Annotated in this window: 12 protein-coding genes; all 12 read right to left on the reverse strand. The window is 40.5% G+C overall.

Features of this window, described 5'->3' with window-relative positions; translation table 11 throughout:
- Positions 1-12: 12 nt before the first annotated feature.
- The 12 genes from B9T35_RS09220 to nirB all read right to left on the reverse strand — a co-directional run bounded on the left by B9T35_RS09220 (position 13) and on the right by nirB (position 14,425).
- Positions 13-672 (reverse strand): ATP-binding cassette domain-containing protein, encoded by a 660-nt coding sequence (locus B9T35_RS09220; RefSeq protein ID WP_086190817.1) that lies wholly within the window; start codon positions 670-672, stop codon positions 13-15.
- 4 nt (positions 673-676) lie between these two features.
- A complete protein-coding gene (gene modB, locus B9T35_RS09225; protein ID WP_086190818.1) occupies positions 677-1,360 on the reverse strand; it encodes a molybdate ABC transporter permease subunit in 684 nt (227 codons plus the stop codon).
- A gap of 52 nt (positions 1,361-1,412) precedes the next feature.
- Positions 1,413-2,171 carry a molybdate ABC transporter substrate-binding protein gene (gene modA / locus B9T35_RS09230; protein WP_086190819.1) on the reverse strand — a complete coding sequence of 253 codons (759 nt, stop codon included), beginning with the start codon at positions 2,169-2,171 and terminating at the stop codon, positions 1,413-1,415.
- Between the two features lie 50 nt (positions 2,172-2,221).
- Positions 2,222-3,523 carry a molybdopterin molybdotransferase MoeA gene (locus tag B9T35_RS09235; protein WP_086190820.1) on the reverse strand — a complete coding sequence of 434 codons (1,302 nt, stop codon included), beginning with the start codon at positions 3,521-3,523 and terminating at the stop codon, positions 2,222-2,224.
- Positions 3,520-4,443, reverse strand: coding sequence for a bifunctional molybdenum cofactor biosynthesis protein MoaC/MoaB (gene moaCB, locus B9T35_RS09240; protein WP_086190821.1), 924 nt, complete (start codon positions 4,441-4,443; stop codon positions 3,520-3,522). Before moaCB ends, B9T35_RS09235 begins: the two co-directional genes overlap by 4 nt.
- Before the next feature lie 96 nt (positions 4,444-4,539).
- Positions 4,540-5,079, reverse strand: coding sequence for a molybdenum cofactor biosynthesis protein MoaE (locus B9T35_RS09245; RefSeq protein ID WP_086190822.1), 540 nt, complete (start codon positions 5,077-5,079; stop codon positions 4,540-4,542).
- 2 nt (positions 5,080-5,081) lie between these two features.
- A complete protein-coding gene (locus B9T35_RS09250) occupies positions 5,082-5,333 on the reverse strand; it encodes a MoaD/ThiS family protein (RefSeq protein ID WP_086190823.1) in 252 nt (83 codons plus the stop codon).
- A 2-nt stretch (positions 5,334-5,335) separates the two neighbouring features.
- Entirely contained in the window at positions 5,336-6,463 is a 1,128-nt protein-coding gene (gene moaA / locus B9T35_RS09255; RefSeq protein ID WP_086190824.1) for a GTP 3',8-cyclase MoaA, read from the reverse strand.
- 146 nt (positions 6,464-6,609) lie between these two features.
- Positions 6,610-7,239, reverse strand: a complete 630-nt coding sequence (mobA, locus tag B9T35_RS09260) for a molybdenum cofactor guanylyltransferase (protein WP_086190870.1) — start codon at positions 7,237-7,239, stop codon at positions 6,610-6,612.
- A gap of 92 nt (positions 7,240-7,331) precedes the next feature.
- Positions 7,332-10,124: a nitrate reductase gene (locus B9T35_RS09265; protein WP_086190825.1), complete on the reverse strand. Its 2,793-nt coding sequence runs from the start codon at positions 10,122-10,124 to the stop codon at positions 7,332-7,334.
- Between the two features lie 69 nt (positions 10,125-10,193).
- A complete protein-coding gene (gene nirD, locus B9T35_RS09270) occupies positions 10,194-11,828 on the reverse strand; it encodes a nitrite reductase small subunit NirD (protein WP_086190826.1) in 1,635 nt (544 codons plus the stop codon).
- 50 nt (positions 11,829-11,878) lie between these two features.
- The gene (gene nirB / locus B9T35_RS09275; protein WP_086190827.1) at positions 11,879-14,425 is read right to left on the reverse strand and encodes a nitrite reductase large subunit NirB; all 2,547 of its coding nucleotides are present in this window, start codon (positions 14,423-14,425) and stop codon (positions 11,879-11,881) included.
- Between the last annotated feature and the right edge of the window lie 10 nt (positions 14,426-14,435).

Here is a 14,435-nt window from a genome sequence, read left to right on the forward strand (position 1 = left end):
AAGACCCCTTGTTTATGATGAAAATTGATCAGTTGCAAGCATTAATTTTCCTTGTTCTAACATCAATATTTCAGCGTGTAAAAATACTAACTCATCTATATGGTGCGTCACATAAATCATCGGCAAATCAATTTCCTGTTTTAATCTTTTTAAGAAAGGTAAAATTTGCTGTTTTAATTGATGATCAAGCCCTGTCAGAGGTTCATCCAATAGCAATAAATGCGGTGAAGACAATAAAGCACGACCGATAGACACGCGCTGTGCTTCTCCACCAGAAAGCTGATGCGCTTTACGATGAATTAAAGGTTTTAATTCGAGTAAATCAACAATCTCATGAAAATGAAATTTAGGATCCGCGTGTTTCACCTGTTTTTCTGCATACATTAAATTTTGTTGTACATTCATGTGTGGGAACAATAGTGCATTTTGAAAAATCAGCGCAATTTTCCGTTGATGCATGGGTACATGAATGTTTTGTTGGTGGTCAAATAAAATCTGTTGATTAAACTGAATGGAGCCTTGTGTTGGGTGTAATAAACCGACAAGATTTTTTAAAAATGTACTCTTGCCACTACCCGATGTACCAACGATGCCCAAGAGTTGATCTTGCATTTCAAGCTGAATATTTAACTTAAAATCTGCCCTCTGATATTGAAAATCACACCGTAGCATAAACTTATCCTGTTAATTTCCGTTGATATTTCTGCAAGATGAAGTAATTGGCGATCAGTGCAGAAAAAGCAAGAATTAAAGAAAGAATGACCAGACGCATTGCCATCTGTTCACCATCGGGTTGCTGTAAAAATGAATAGATGGCAATGGGAATAGTACGAGTTTCATCAGGAATATTACCGACAAATGTCATGGTTGCACCAAACTCGCCTAGACTACGGCTAAAACACAAAATACTGCCAATCAAAATCCCAGGCAGTGCCAAAGGCAAATTAATACTGAAAAATACTTTGATCGGACTTGCTCCCAAAGAGCCTGCAATGTGTTCAAGCTGTTGATTCATCATTTGAAAAGACAGTCGAATTGGTTGCACCATTAATGGAAAAGCCACAATCATGGAGGCCAATACTGCACCTTTCCAATTAAATGCCAATTCAATACCCATTTGATGTAAATATTGTCCAATCCAACCTTTATTGCCAAATAAAATCAAAAGCAAATAACCCAAAACTACAGGTGGCAATACCATGGGTAATTGTAAAATCGCCTCAACTAAAAATTTAAGTCTGAATTCATAACGTGCTAAACACCACGCCAATACAATCGCAAAGGGAATGCAAAACAGCGTTGCAAAGCAGGCAACTTTTGCCGAAAGGTAGAGTGCACTTAGTTCTTCAGGGCTTAGCATCCTTTATCTTTATCCTTCTCACTCTTTGCATGTTTTATGAATTTCTTAGACTTTATTGATTCATGCTAAAACCATATTTTTGAAAGATAATTTTAGCTTGTGGACTACTTTTTACAAATTTTTCAAACTGTACTGCATCCGCATTTTTTTCACCCTGTTGGGTTAAAGCCAAAGGATAAAGAATCGGATGATGTGAATTTTCAGGGAATATCCCAATCACTTTTACTTTTTTGCTGATGAGTGCATCGGTTTTATAAACGATACCGACATCACATTCACCACGTTCCACAAATGCCAAGGCAGAACGGACATCATCTGTACCGACAATGCGCCCTTTCAAACTATCGAGCCAATTGAGCTTGATTAAACTTTGTTTGGCGTATTTACCCGCAGGAACAGATTCCATTTGACCCGTGCACACATGCCCTTTAAAGGATTGTGCAAAATTAAAATTAGGTTGTGCTTTAAATGCGATATTTAAATTTTTTAGACTAATCAGCACCAATTGATTTGACAATAAAGCTTTGCTTTTATTTTCAGTAATCATTTGTTTTTTGATTAAATAATTCATCCAATCAACATCCGCAGAAAAGAAAAGATCACTCTTTGCCCCTGCTTCAATCTGTTTAGCCAAAGCAGAAGATGCTCCAAAAACAGGTACAATATCGGTCTGAGGGTGTTGCTTTTCATAAATTACGGCAATATCTGAGATTGCATTGGTTAAACTCGCAGCAGCATATACCTTGACAGTTTCGGCCTGACTTAAATTGCATAGACTGAATAATACTGCTCCAATCATTAAATTCTTCATGCTTTCTCCAATTACGAATTATTGATATTGAGCGCAATAAATGCTTTTAATTAGATGAAAAATCCATCTACAATTTGCCCTGCGTGTATTTTCTCCCCAGCAGGAATACGAACCAAAGCATTGGCGTGCATCAAATTGTTCAACATATGTGATTGTTGATTGGACAGACTGCTGACTTTTAATGTTGCCTGAGCAAAACTGACAGTCATGCGTAAAATGCGTTCCCGTACATCGGCTTTTAAGTCGTGGGTCAATGCTGCTTTAAAGCCATTGGGAATATGTCGATGCCCCTGCAAAGCATTTAAAATGGTTTGAGTATAAATATGCATTCCAACATAGACCGCAGCAGGGTTTCCGGGTAAACCTAATAAATAACAAACAGATCCATCTGTTCTGATAAATTCTGCAAACAGCATCGGCTTGCCAGGTTTTTGTTTCACTTTCCAAAATATTTGCTGAAAACCTAAATCCAAAGCGACAGGTCGAATAAAATCATAGTCACCGACAGATACACCACCTGTGCTTAGAATCAGATCATATTTTTGATTTAAATCAGCTAATAAACTGTTTACGGCCTCGGCTGTATCTGCGACATGAAAAATATCAACTGTTTGATTTTGTTGTTGAAACCAAGCCTGAATAAGCGGTGCATTGGCATCAAAAATTTTCCCTGCTTCAAACTCTGCACTGCTTTTGGCGACTTCATCCCCTGTAATCACCACTGCGATTTTAGGATATTGATAGACTTGAACCTGTTGCACGCCTGCCATACTCAATGAAGCAATGGCACCAACTGATAATTGTTGTCCTGCTTGTGCCAAAAGTTGCCCAACCGTAATTTCTTCGCCTGCATCCCGAATATCAGCGTGAATTTTTAAATGTTCTGTTATTTCGATGGATTCAGCATTAACAATTTGAACGATTTCCTGCCTTGCCACAGTCGTTGTGCCCTGTGGAATTTCAGCACCTGTGAAAATCCGTAGCGCTTGCCCTGCCTGTAAAGTTAATTCTGCGCTTTGCCCTGCACGAATTTCACCAATTAAAGTAAATTGGCTATGCGCTTGTATAACCTCTTCTAAATGATTTTCTACAGGGTCAGCTGAATTAATCGCATAACCATCCACTGCACTTTGTGAAAATAAAGGTAACTGTATGGTTGAAAAAATATCTTCGGCTAAATAACGGTTTAAGGCAGCATTCAAGGAAAGTGTTTCAGTACCTAAAGGTTGTATTTTTTCTAAAATCAAAGCTAAAGCCTGATCAATCGAAATCAATCCTGATTCCGTTCCACAGCCCGACTGTGTGGCAGACTCTGCTTGAAACGAGATTATTTCATTGATACTTTCACTCATTCATAACCACCTTGATGCGGAATATTTTTTTGCACATCAAATAAATGAACCAACGCAGGTAAAATTGCGATTAAGGACTCCTTGGCACCCTGACGACTTCCCGGCAAAGTAATCACTAAACTGTTATCAATATAACCTGCAACTCCGCGACTGAGTGCAGCATAAGGCGTGCGTTTCTGTCCAAAAATACGCGAAGCTTCCATCAAGCCGGGAATTTCACGCTTTAATAAGGGTTGAATCGTTTCTACGGTTAAATCTTTTGGCCCTAAACCTGTACCACCCACGGTTAAAATGAGCGGATATTGATTTTTCTGTTGTTCAATTAAAGCCAATAATTGTTCAGGGCTATCTGCAATCACTTGATAGCTGATATTGCTAAAATTCGCTTCCTGTAAAATTTCCAAAACATTTTGCCCTGCGGTATCGGGCTTTTTCCCCGCTGCGACTGTATCTGACAGCACAATCACCGATGCAGATAAAGCCTCTTTCAACGCACGAGTAAAATGCGATTTACCGCCTTTTTTCTTGTCTAATTTGCACTGATCCAAACTTAAATCTTCAGGCTCACAATGTGGTTTCAGCATGTCATAGAGGGTTAGACCTGCAAGACTCACTGCTGTCAATGCCTCCATTTCTACGCCCGTTGGGCCAATCGTTTCAACAGTTGCAATAATTTTTACATAATTTTCAAATAGTTCGAAATCCACATCTGCACGATAAATCGGCAATGGATGACACAATGGAATCAGCTCATCGGTCCGTTTTGCTGCTAAAATGCCGGCAATACGTGCTGTTTTTAGCGCATCACCTTTTTCGGTATTGCCATTGCGAAGCAATTCAATGCAGTGTGGCGGTGCGTACAAAATACCCGATGCAATTGCAGTCCGATAGCTTTCCGCCTTCATACCTACATTTTTCATGACAATATCCTTCAGTGCTGATACAACTTTATAGGTTTAAAGCATTCTTTGAGATCATGATTGAAATGAATGCTGTTAATGCGATTCATCACGTTATTAATGTGCTTTATCATGACAATGTTCATGCTGATGATGATTTGAGTGATGCTGATGGTTATTTGAACTTTGTTGATCTTGATTTAAACTTTGATCTAAATCCTGCCGAATACAACAACCTTCCACATATTGGCTTGTCCCATCACAGTAAAATTCTTCTTTCCACACAGGCACTTCATGTTTGACCTGTTCCACCGCTTCTTCACACGCCTGAAATGCTTCACGGCGATGCGCTGCATAAGCAATGGCAATAATCGCCGTTTCACCAATATCCAAAGCACCAATTCTATGAATGACCCGTACATAAGACACGCCGTATTTTTGTTGTATGTCTTGTTCAATCTGACGAATCATTTTTTCCGCCACAGGTGCATAAGCAGTATATTTCAATGCTTGAACGGCTTTACCTTCATGATGATTGCGCACCGTGCCAATAAATACACCAATGCCCCCACATTCAGGAAAATTTTGAATGCCATCAAAAATATCCTGTGTAAATGCGTGGTTCTGAATTCGTGCAAAATGTTTCAGTGCTTGCATGATCAACCTCCTGCAACAGGTGACAGCATGACAAGAGTACTGTCATGATTCAGTAGCGTTTGCCGTGACACAATATCTTCACCAATAGCGCAGGCACAGCGTTCAAGCATTTTTTGTGTATGTGGATATAACCGTTCCACTTGTGCTAAAACATCTGCAATACTGCTTGAAGCTACACATTGCAGCATTAAATCACTCGGTAATTGCCGTTCAATTGCACCAAAGGCTTCAATTTTGATTTGAATATTTGACATCGTTAACCTCCAAGCATGTGCATACTGATTTTTCGGGATGCTTGTTGCGCTGTTCGGGCTTGAATGGCGTCATAGCCTTGTTCTTTTTTCCAAATATAAGCACCAATTTTTTGCAATAACGCTAAATTTTCAAAGGTGCTTTCAGGCATCTTTTCAATGGTTGAAGTTGCTGATAACAATGATGCTAATGACAGCGCTTTAATTTCTGCTTTCAACGCTAAGCCTTTGGGTGCAAACAAACAGTTATACAATTCGCCCTGAGCTGTTAAACGAATCCGATCACAATCACCGCAAAATGAATGACTGATCGTGGAAATAATACCAATCGGATGTTTATTGCAAAGATCTCTATGAATAAGATCATTCTTCATTAAAGAATGACTGATCAAATATTGCCGTGCAGGATTGGCCCGATATTTAGCCAATGATTGTTCCTGAATTTGTACATCAAATTCAGTCGCCAATATCGTTAAAATCTGCTGCTCACTCACCACATCTGCAGCCGACCATTTTTGATCACCATCAAGTGGCATAAACTCAATAAAACGCAACACAATATTCTGCTGAATCGACCATTTTGCCAAAGGTAAAATCTGATCGTCATTCATATCTTTCATTAAAACCGTATTGATTTTAATCGGTAATCCAACTTCTTGTGCTGCAGAAATCCCCGCCAATACAGGAGCCAACTCTTTTTGGGTGAGTTGTTTAAATTGTTCAGCATCCAAACTATCCAGACTGATATTCAGATCATCCAAACCTGCATTCTTTAGTGCTTCAGCATATTTTTTTAAATAATGCGCATTGGTGGTCATCGAAATACGTTTTAAACCGATTTTTTTGAGTTGTTGTAATTGTTCAATAAAATGCACCACACCTTGGCGCATTAAAGGTTCACCACCTGTAATGCGGATATGTTCAATACCTTGTTGCACCATAAAATGGCAAAACTGATAAAGTTCCTCAAAGCTGAGTAAATCCTGTTTTTTGACCCACTCAGGATGTTCAGGCATACAATAGACACACTTAAAATTACAGCGATCAGTCACTGAAATTCTGAGTTTGCGCTTTTGACGACCAAATTGATCAGCAAATACGGCTTGTGTTTCCAATGGCATCATCGCATTCATTCTGAGCACTCACCTCTTTGGGTATTTAAATTTTGCACTCTATTTATGCTTCAACTTAAAACGGCCCAATCTATCCTGATGACTTGTTGTGATTAGAGATTGCAATAAGTGTTCCAACTTTGTGCAAAAGTAAAAATTTGATTGAATTAATGGAGAAATTTCAGTTGTTGATACTGCTGTAATTCATCCAATGAATTAATACTGTGGAAAAAAAGTGCATGATTTTTAAAACATGCCACCTGAGCGTGCAAAGATTCAAAACATTGCTTTAAACTGCGCTGTTTTTGCTCAAGCTGTGCCACTAATGTGGGCAGACTGCTACGCTTTAACAAACAAAATGGATATAAAGCAGTTTGATTCATTTTCGCATAAGCCACTTCTGCCCTCGGGTTTTTAGCCAAAGCCTGATGCAACTTTGCCACGACATTGGACGGAATATAAGTCACATCACAGGGAACAAACAGCACATAATCAGATTGCACATGCGACCACGCACTTTTAATCCCCATCAAAGGGCCTAAAAAGCCACGTTCATCATCCTGATAACAATGAATATTCGGAATAATTTTCTGATAAATCGAATCATCCCGATGGCTGTTAATCCACACAGTCGTTACAGTAGATTTAAGTTGTTGATGGATTTTGATCAGTTGAATTTGGTCATCAAACTTCTGTAAAAGTTTATTGATGCCATTCATACGCCGTGCCTGACCACCTGCAAGAATGACCAAATCAGTGGCAGGATAAGCCATTTTCAAACTCACTTTCCGATACATTCTTTTTACTGCTTTACTCAAATCTATTTTTTTAAATGTGTGTTCTTTCATGGCTTTTATATTCATTGATTTTAGATGAATCGCCTTTATTTTCATGATAGTGCCTCCATCTGACAGATTTTAATCAAACCACGAATTTCAGGTAAACATGAACCACAATTGCCACCTGCTTTTAAACACGCTGTGACTTGTTTTTCATCAGTGATATTTTTGGCTTTAATGGTTTCAAGAATGCGGTTTTTGCCAACTTTAAAACAACTACAGACCAATGCACCCTCACTGTTGCCCATCGACATCGGTTGCCCTGCAAGTAAAGCTTTACGGTGCATGGCACTCAAGCGTTCCCGTTTAAACAGACTTGCAATCCAATCCCGATCAGGCAATAAAGCTTTAGGTGCAATATATAAACTAGCAATTAAAATGCCATCTTTTAGCACAATGCTATGACTGATATACGCCGATGGATCTTCTACATTCAGCCATTCAAAACTTTCATCCTCAAAAGCTAAAAGTTCTTTGAGCTTTTCAGTGGTCGCAGACATTTGTCGACGATCTGCCAACTCATAACGGGTAGCTTTTGCTGTGGTGATTTTGGTCCACCACACCATCTTATCCACTGCATTTTTTGTATAACATTCAAAACCTTGACGCACATATAACACGCCTTGCCACTGTGTATAAAAAGGCTGAATAATGACAGGTGTATGTTTAAATTCAGGCTCGCCCGAAATTACATCCACCACAGGATTGACCACTTTTCCAATTCTCGCATCGGACGCTGTTTGCTCTGTCCAATGAATGGGGGCAAAAACCTGACCACGGCGAATTTTATCGCTCAGAACGACACGTAATACACAACTGCCCCATTTCGATTTCACTTCAACCAATTCAGTATCTTTTAAACCAAACTTCAAAGCATCCTGAGGATGAATCTCGCAATAAGGCTCTGCTTTATGGGTACTTAAATTGGCGGATAAACCTGTACGGGTCATGGTATGCCATTGATCCCGAATTCGACCTGTATTGAGAATGAGTGGATATTCACTGTCAGTTTGATGTACAGGATGAATGACGGATGTGGCGATAAATTTGGCTTTCTTGTCGGCATGGCTAAAATGACCATCGGCATACAAACGTGCCACAGCATCTTCTTTTTGTTCGCTTGACCATACAGGCCATTGAATTGGTGCTAAATTTTGATAATCGCTAATGCTTAAATCGGTTAAACCACTTAAATTAAAATAACGGAAAGTAGAATCATCTGTTCGATCTATAGGTTGTACATTTTGATAAGCAGATAATTTCGCATGTTCTATAAAAATCTCATGGCTATTGGCAAATTCAAAACCATCAAAACCCATCTTCTTTGCGACTTGCGAAATCGACCACCAATCGGCTTTACATTGTTCAGGTACAGCTAAAAAAGCATTTTGGCGGGAAATTCGTCGCTCCGAATTGGTGACGGTACCTTCTTTTTCACCCCATGCAAGTGCAGGTAAAAGCACATCCGCATATTGTGTGGTATCTGTATCCGCACAAATATCAGACACCACCACAAATTCACATTTTTCCAAAGCGCGTTTCACATGATCGGCATTGGGTAAACTCACCACGGGATTGGTCGCCATAATCCAAATAGCTTTGATTTGCCCACTTTCTACAGCCTCAAATAGATCAACGGCTTTTAGACCTGACTTTTGCGCGATGTGCGGACTGTGCCAAAATTCCTGTACCAATTGCTGATGTTGAGGATTTTCAATTTCCATGTGTGCCGCCAACATATTGGCTAGTCCACCCACTTCACGCCCGCCCATCGCATTCGGCTGTCCTGTCATAGAAAATGGCGCAGCACCAAGTTTGCCAATTTTGCCTGTTAACAGATGACAGTTGATAATACTGTTGGCTTTATTCACGCCTTGTGAAGATTGATTAACCCCCATCGAAAATAAACTCATGACTTTTTCAGTCTGAGCAAACTTTTGATAAAACAATTCTAATTTTTCGAGAGAAATCCCTGTTTTTTGTGCCACATCATAAATGGAGGATTCACTGTTGCTACTGTCCAAAGCCGCTGTTAAACCTTGAGTATGTGCTGTGACAAAATCGGCATCAACTGCGCCATTTTGATGCAAATGTTGCAATAGACCATTAAACAGTGCGACATCCTGTCCGGGTAAAATCGGTAGGTGTAAGTCTGCGGCTTCACAGGTCGCAGTAAAACGTGGGTCGATCACCACCACGAATAAATCCCGCTCTTCTTTGGCTTTCATGATCCGTTGATATAACACTGGATGACACCATGCGGTATTTGAACCAACCAAAACCACCATATCGGTATGTTCAAAATCCTGATAACTTGCAGGAACGATATCTTCACCAAAAGCCCGTTTATGCGCTGCCACGGCGGAAGACATGCACAGTCGTGAATTGGTGTCGATATTAGCTGTGCCCAAATAACCTTTCACAAATTTATTGGCGACATAATAATCTTCGGTCAGCAATTGCCCCGATACATAAAAGGCCACACTGCCACGCTCATACTTATCTATACAGTATTGAAATTGTGTTGCAATTTTTGTCGTGACCGTATCCCAATCGCTTATTTCACGTTGTGCCTTACGTCCAAGCATCGGCTGTAAAACACGGCTTTCCAAGCCAAGCGTATCGGCTAAATTACTGCCTTTAATACACAATTTCCCAAAATTTGCAGGATGATGAATATCCCCGGTGACCGTGACTTTTTGCCCCAAAGTCTCCGTTTGTACTGTAGCCGTCACGCCACAACCCACACCACAGTATGGGCACGTAGAATCGGTGGTTTTAATATTATTGTCTGTATGACTTTCTGTGGAGCCGTGCAGTTCCATCATGGGAATACTCTTCATGGATGCTCCTTAATCTAAATTGCTCTTTTAATTCCCCCTCCTTTTAGGAGGGGTTAGGGGAGGTTCTCATCACCCTGCTTGTTTTAATGCAAAATCTCGACCAAACAGTAATTTATTGCGAATACTTGAAATTGAGCTTTGATCTGCAATCAGTTCTGCATACCAAGCACCATCTTCAGTGTCACCAAACAACACGGCACCAATCATTTTGTCTTTTTGAATAATGATGCGTTTGTAAATCTGACGTTTTTCATCATTCAAAATAATGTCTTCATAATCTTCAGCTGATTCACTATTTTCCAAATCAATTCGACCTGCGGAAAACACATCACAACCACTGACTTTTAACTGCGTGGGTACAGTTGGCGCTTTAAAAGTTAAACTGCCATGCTCTGCCAAATGGGTCGCGCAAATAAAAGCTTGTCCCCACAATGGCTCAACCAATCCAAAAGTTTGATTACGATGTTCAATACATTCACCGACCGCATAAATACTAGGATCAAAAGTCTGCATGGTGTCATTCACCATCACGCCACGATTGCAACGCAAGCCTGCACTTTGTGCCAAAGTAATGTTGGGGCGAATACCGACAGCAAACACAACTAAATCTGCATCGAGGATTGTGCCATCTTTCAGTTTAATCTGACTGACATGCCCATCCTGACCCATCAATTCTGCGGTATTGGCTTCGGTGATGATCGAAATACCTTTGGCTTCAATACTATGGCGCAACATTACACTTGCTCTGCTGTCAAGCTGACGCTCCATAATCCGATCCATCAAATGCAATACGGTGACATTCATCCCCCGTTGCTTTAAGCCATAAGCTGTTTCAAGCCCCAACAATCCGCCACCAATCACCACCGCATTTTTTTTGTTTTTGCAATAATCAAGCATAGTATTCACATCGTAAATATCACGAAAGCTAATCACGCCTGTTAAATCTGCACCTGAAATAGGCGGAATAAAGGGTTTTGAACCTGTGGCTAAAATCAAACGGTCATAATCCACCACCTGACCTTTTTGGGTATAGACTTGCTTCCGTGGGCGATCAATTTTCACCGCAGGATCATCGGCAATAAAATTGATATTTTTCGACTGATACCACGAATGTGGATGCAACATTATATCTTCAATGGTTTTTTCACCGGATAAAACAGGCGACAGCATAATGCGGTTATAGTTACCCCATGGTTCTTCACCAATCACCGTAATATCATAGCGTTCAGGTGCCATATCCAATAAATCTTCCAAGCAACGCATACCTGCCAAACCATTACCCACCAAAACAAGTTTGGTTTTTTCCTGTGAAGATGCATTGTTGGTAATATAGGTTTTTTGTGCTGTCGGGCAGACAAAAACACAACCATTTTCAATCTTGCTTGGAAAAACCAAGAGTTTTTGTTCTTTATCTTCCAAGCAACGCCCTGTTGCAAGGCTAAAATGTTGTTTATAAATAGGCGATGCGACCACACGTTCGCCCTGTAAATCTCCCACAATCCCCCGTGACATCACAAAAGCCTGACTGAATGGATCTTGATTGCTTAAGGCATAGACCCGTTTTTCATTCCCGACACGGAATAATGCAATTTGTTGTTTATGGATGATTGCACCCACACCTGTATTTGGCGTGATATCGGCAAGTTGACACACTTCAACCCATTCCATCTCATCGGTTGGATTGACGCTTTTTAAAATAGTCATGCAAATTCTCCTTGATCTTATTCAGTACAAATACTTAAGCTTTCAACCGCTTAAGCTTCAACCATCGCAATACGGCTCACATCACGTTCTGCTGTGGTTTTTGGACGGATTTGCCCACGTTCAGAGGCAAACTGAATATGTGGGTCATTTTGTTGTTCAGCTTTTGCATTAATAAAGGTGATAAAGCGTTTACGTACTTCAGGATCTTCAATTGCAGTACGCCATTCATCCTGATAAGTACCAACCACATGCGACATACGGCGTTCCAATTCATCCGCGATGTCTAAAGAATCATCAATCACGACAGCTTTTAGATAATCCAAGCCCCCTTCCATGTTGTCACGCCATACTGAAGTTCGTTGTAAACGGTCAGCAGTTTGCACATAGAACATAAAGAAACGGTCAATATAACGAATTAAAGTTTCAGTATCCAAATCGGAAGCCAATAATTCTGCATGACGAGGTTTCATCCCACCATTACCACAGACATATAAATTCCAACCTCGTTCTGTCGCAATCACACCGACATCTTTACTTTGTGCTTCGGCACACTCACGGGTACAACCTGAAACTGCCATTTTAAGTTTATGTGGTGAACGTAAGCCTTTATAACGATTCTCTAAAAAGATCGCCAAAGCCATAGAATCATCGACACCATAACGACACCAAGTACGACCTACGCAAGATTTAACAGTACGAAGGGATTTACCGTAGGCATGACCTGATTCAAAACCGGCATTGATGAGCTTTTCCCAAATGTCAGGCAATTGATGCACTTGCGCCCCAAATAAATCAATGCGTTGCCCACCTGTGATTTTGGTATACAAGCCATAATCTTTCGCCACTTGTCCAATGGCAATTAAACCTTCAGGGGTAATTTCCCCGCCTGCAATTCGTGGCACAACCGAATAAGAACCATCTTTTTGAATATTGCCCAAGTAATAATCATTGCTGTCCTGTAAGCCTGCATGCGTGGGTTTTAAAACAAAATCGTTCCAACAGGAGGCTAAAATATTCGCTACCGTTGGTTTACAAATATCACAACCTAAACCATGCCCATGTTGATGGATTAAATCATCAAAAGTTTTAATTTCATTGACCCGTACCAAGTGATACAGCTCTTGACGTGAATAAGCAAAATGCTCACATAGATGGTTATTAACCGTCACGCCCTGACGCTGTAATTCAGATTTTAAAACCTGTGTTACCAAGGCTGAACAGCCACCACACGCCGTTGCGGCTTTGGTGCATTTTTTCAGTGCGCCCAATGAGGTTGAACCCTCTGCAATGGCCGAACAAATATCTGCTTTAGACACGTTATTACATGAACAAATCGTTGCGCTGTCAGGCAGTAAATCAACACCACTGCCCCCACTTTTAGAGGGTGCATTGGCATAACCCGGCATAATCAAACTTTCAGGGCTTTCTGGAACCGCTAAGCCATTCAACATCATTTGCAAAAGGTCGTTATATTCTTTGGCACAACCAACCAATACCGCACCCAAAAGTTTAGTTTTTTCAGCATTCACCACAATTTTTTTATAAATCATGGCATCTTCATCTGCATAAAAATAGCTGAGTGCATTCGGTGTCATGGCGTGGGCATCACCGACTGATGCCACATCCACACCCATCAATTTCAGCTTGGTGCTCATATCCGCACCTAAAAATGCAGTGCTTGTCTCATCCATAACATGCTTGGCTGCAATACGTGCCATGTCATAGCCGGGTGCAACCAAACCATAAATTTTATTTTGCCATAATGCACATTCACCAATGGCGTAAATGTCTTCATCTGAGGTTTGACAATAATCATTAATACTGATTCCGCCACGTTCACCCATGTTCAAACCACTTTGGCGCGCTAATTCATCACGTGGGCGAATGCCTGCTGAAAATAGAATAATGTCGGTTTCAAGCTCTGAACCATCACCAAACTTCATCACATGCGTGGTTGATGTGCCGTCTTCAATGGATGATGTGGCTTTTTGGGTGTGAACTTTCACACCTAAATTTTCGATTTTTGAACGTAAAACTTTACCGCCCAAGTCATCAATTTGTACTGCCATTAAACGGGGCGCAAATTCCACCACATGGGTGTCTAAATCTAAATCTCTTAATGCTTTGGCCGCTTCCAGTCCAAGCAGACCACCACCGATGACTACACCTGTTTTAGCATTTAAACTTGCAGCACGAATGGCATCAAGGTCATCAATAGTCCGATATACAAAGCAGTTCTTACGTTCATTGCCCGGAATAGGTGGAACAAAAGCATAAGAACCTGTTGCTAATATCAATTTATCGTAGGCAATCACATCACCATGATTGGTCGTAATGCTTTTATTGATACGATCAATAGCAACCGCTTTGGTGCTTAAGCGCAAATCTATTCCATAAGCATCTGCAAAATCGCTACGGCATAAGGTTAAATCTTTAACTGATTTTCCTGAGAAATACTCAGTTAAATGCACACGGTCATAGGCTAAACGCGGTTCTTCAGCAAGGATTGTGATTTCCACTTCATCGCCTGCGTGCTCAAGCACCGATTCGATAAATTTGTGACCCACCATGCCGTGACCAATCATGACTAATTTCATTTCAATTCTC

Origin of the sequence: Acinetobacter sp. ANC 3832, assembly GCF_002135415.1 — a bacterium.
Classification (GTDB): domain Bacteria; phylum Pseudomonadota; class Gammaproteobacteria; order Pseudomonadales; family Moraxellaceae; genus Acinetobacter.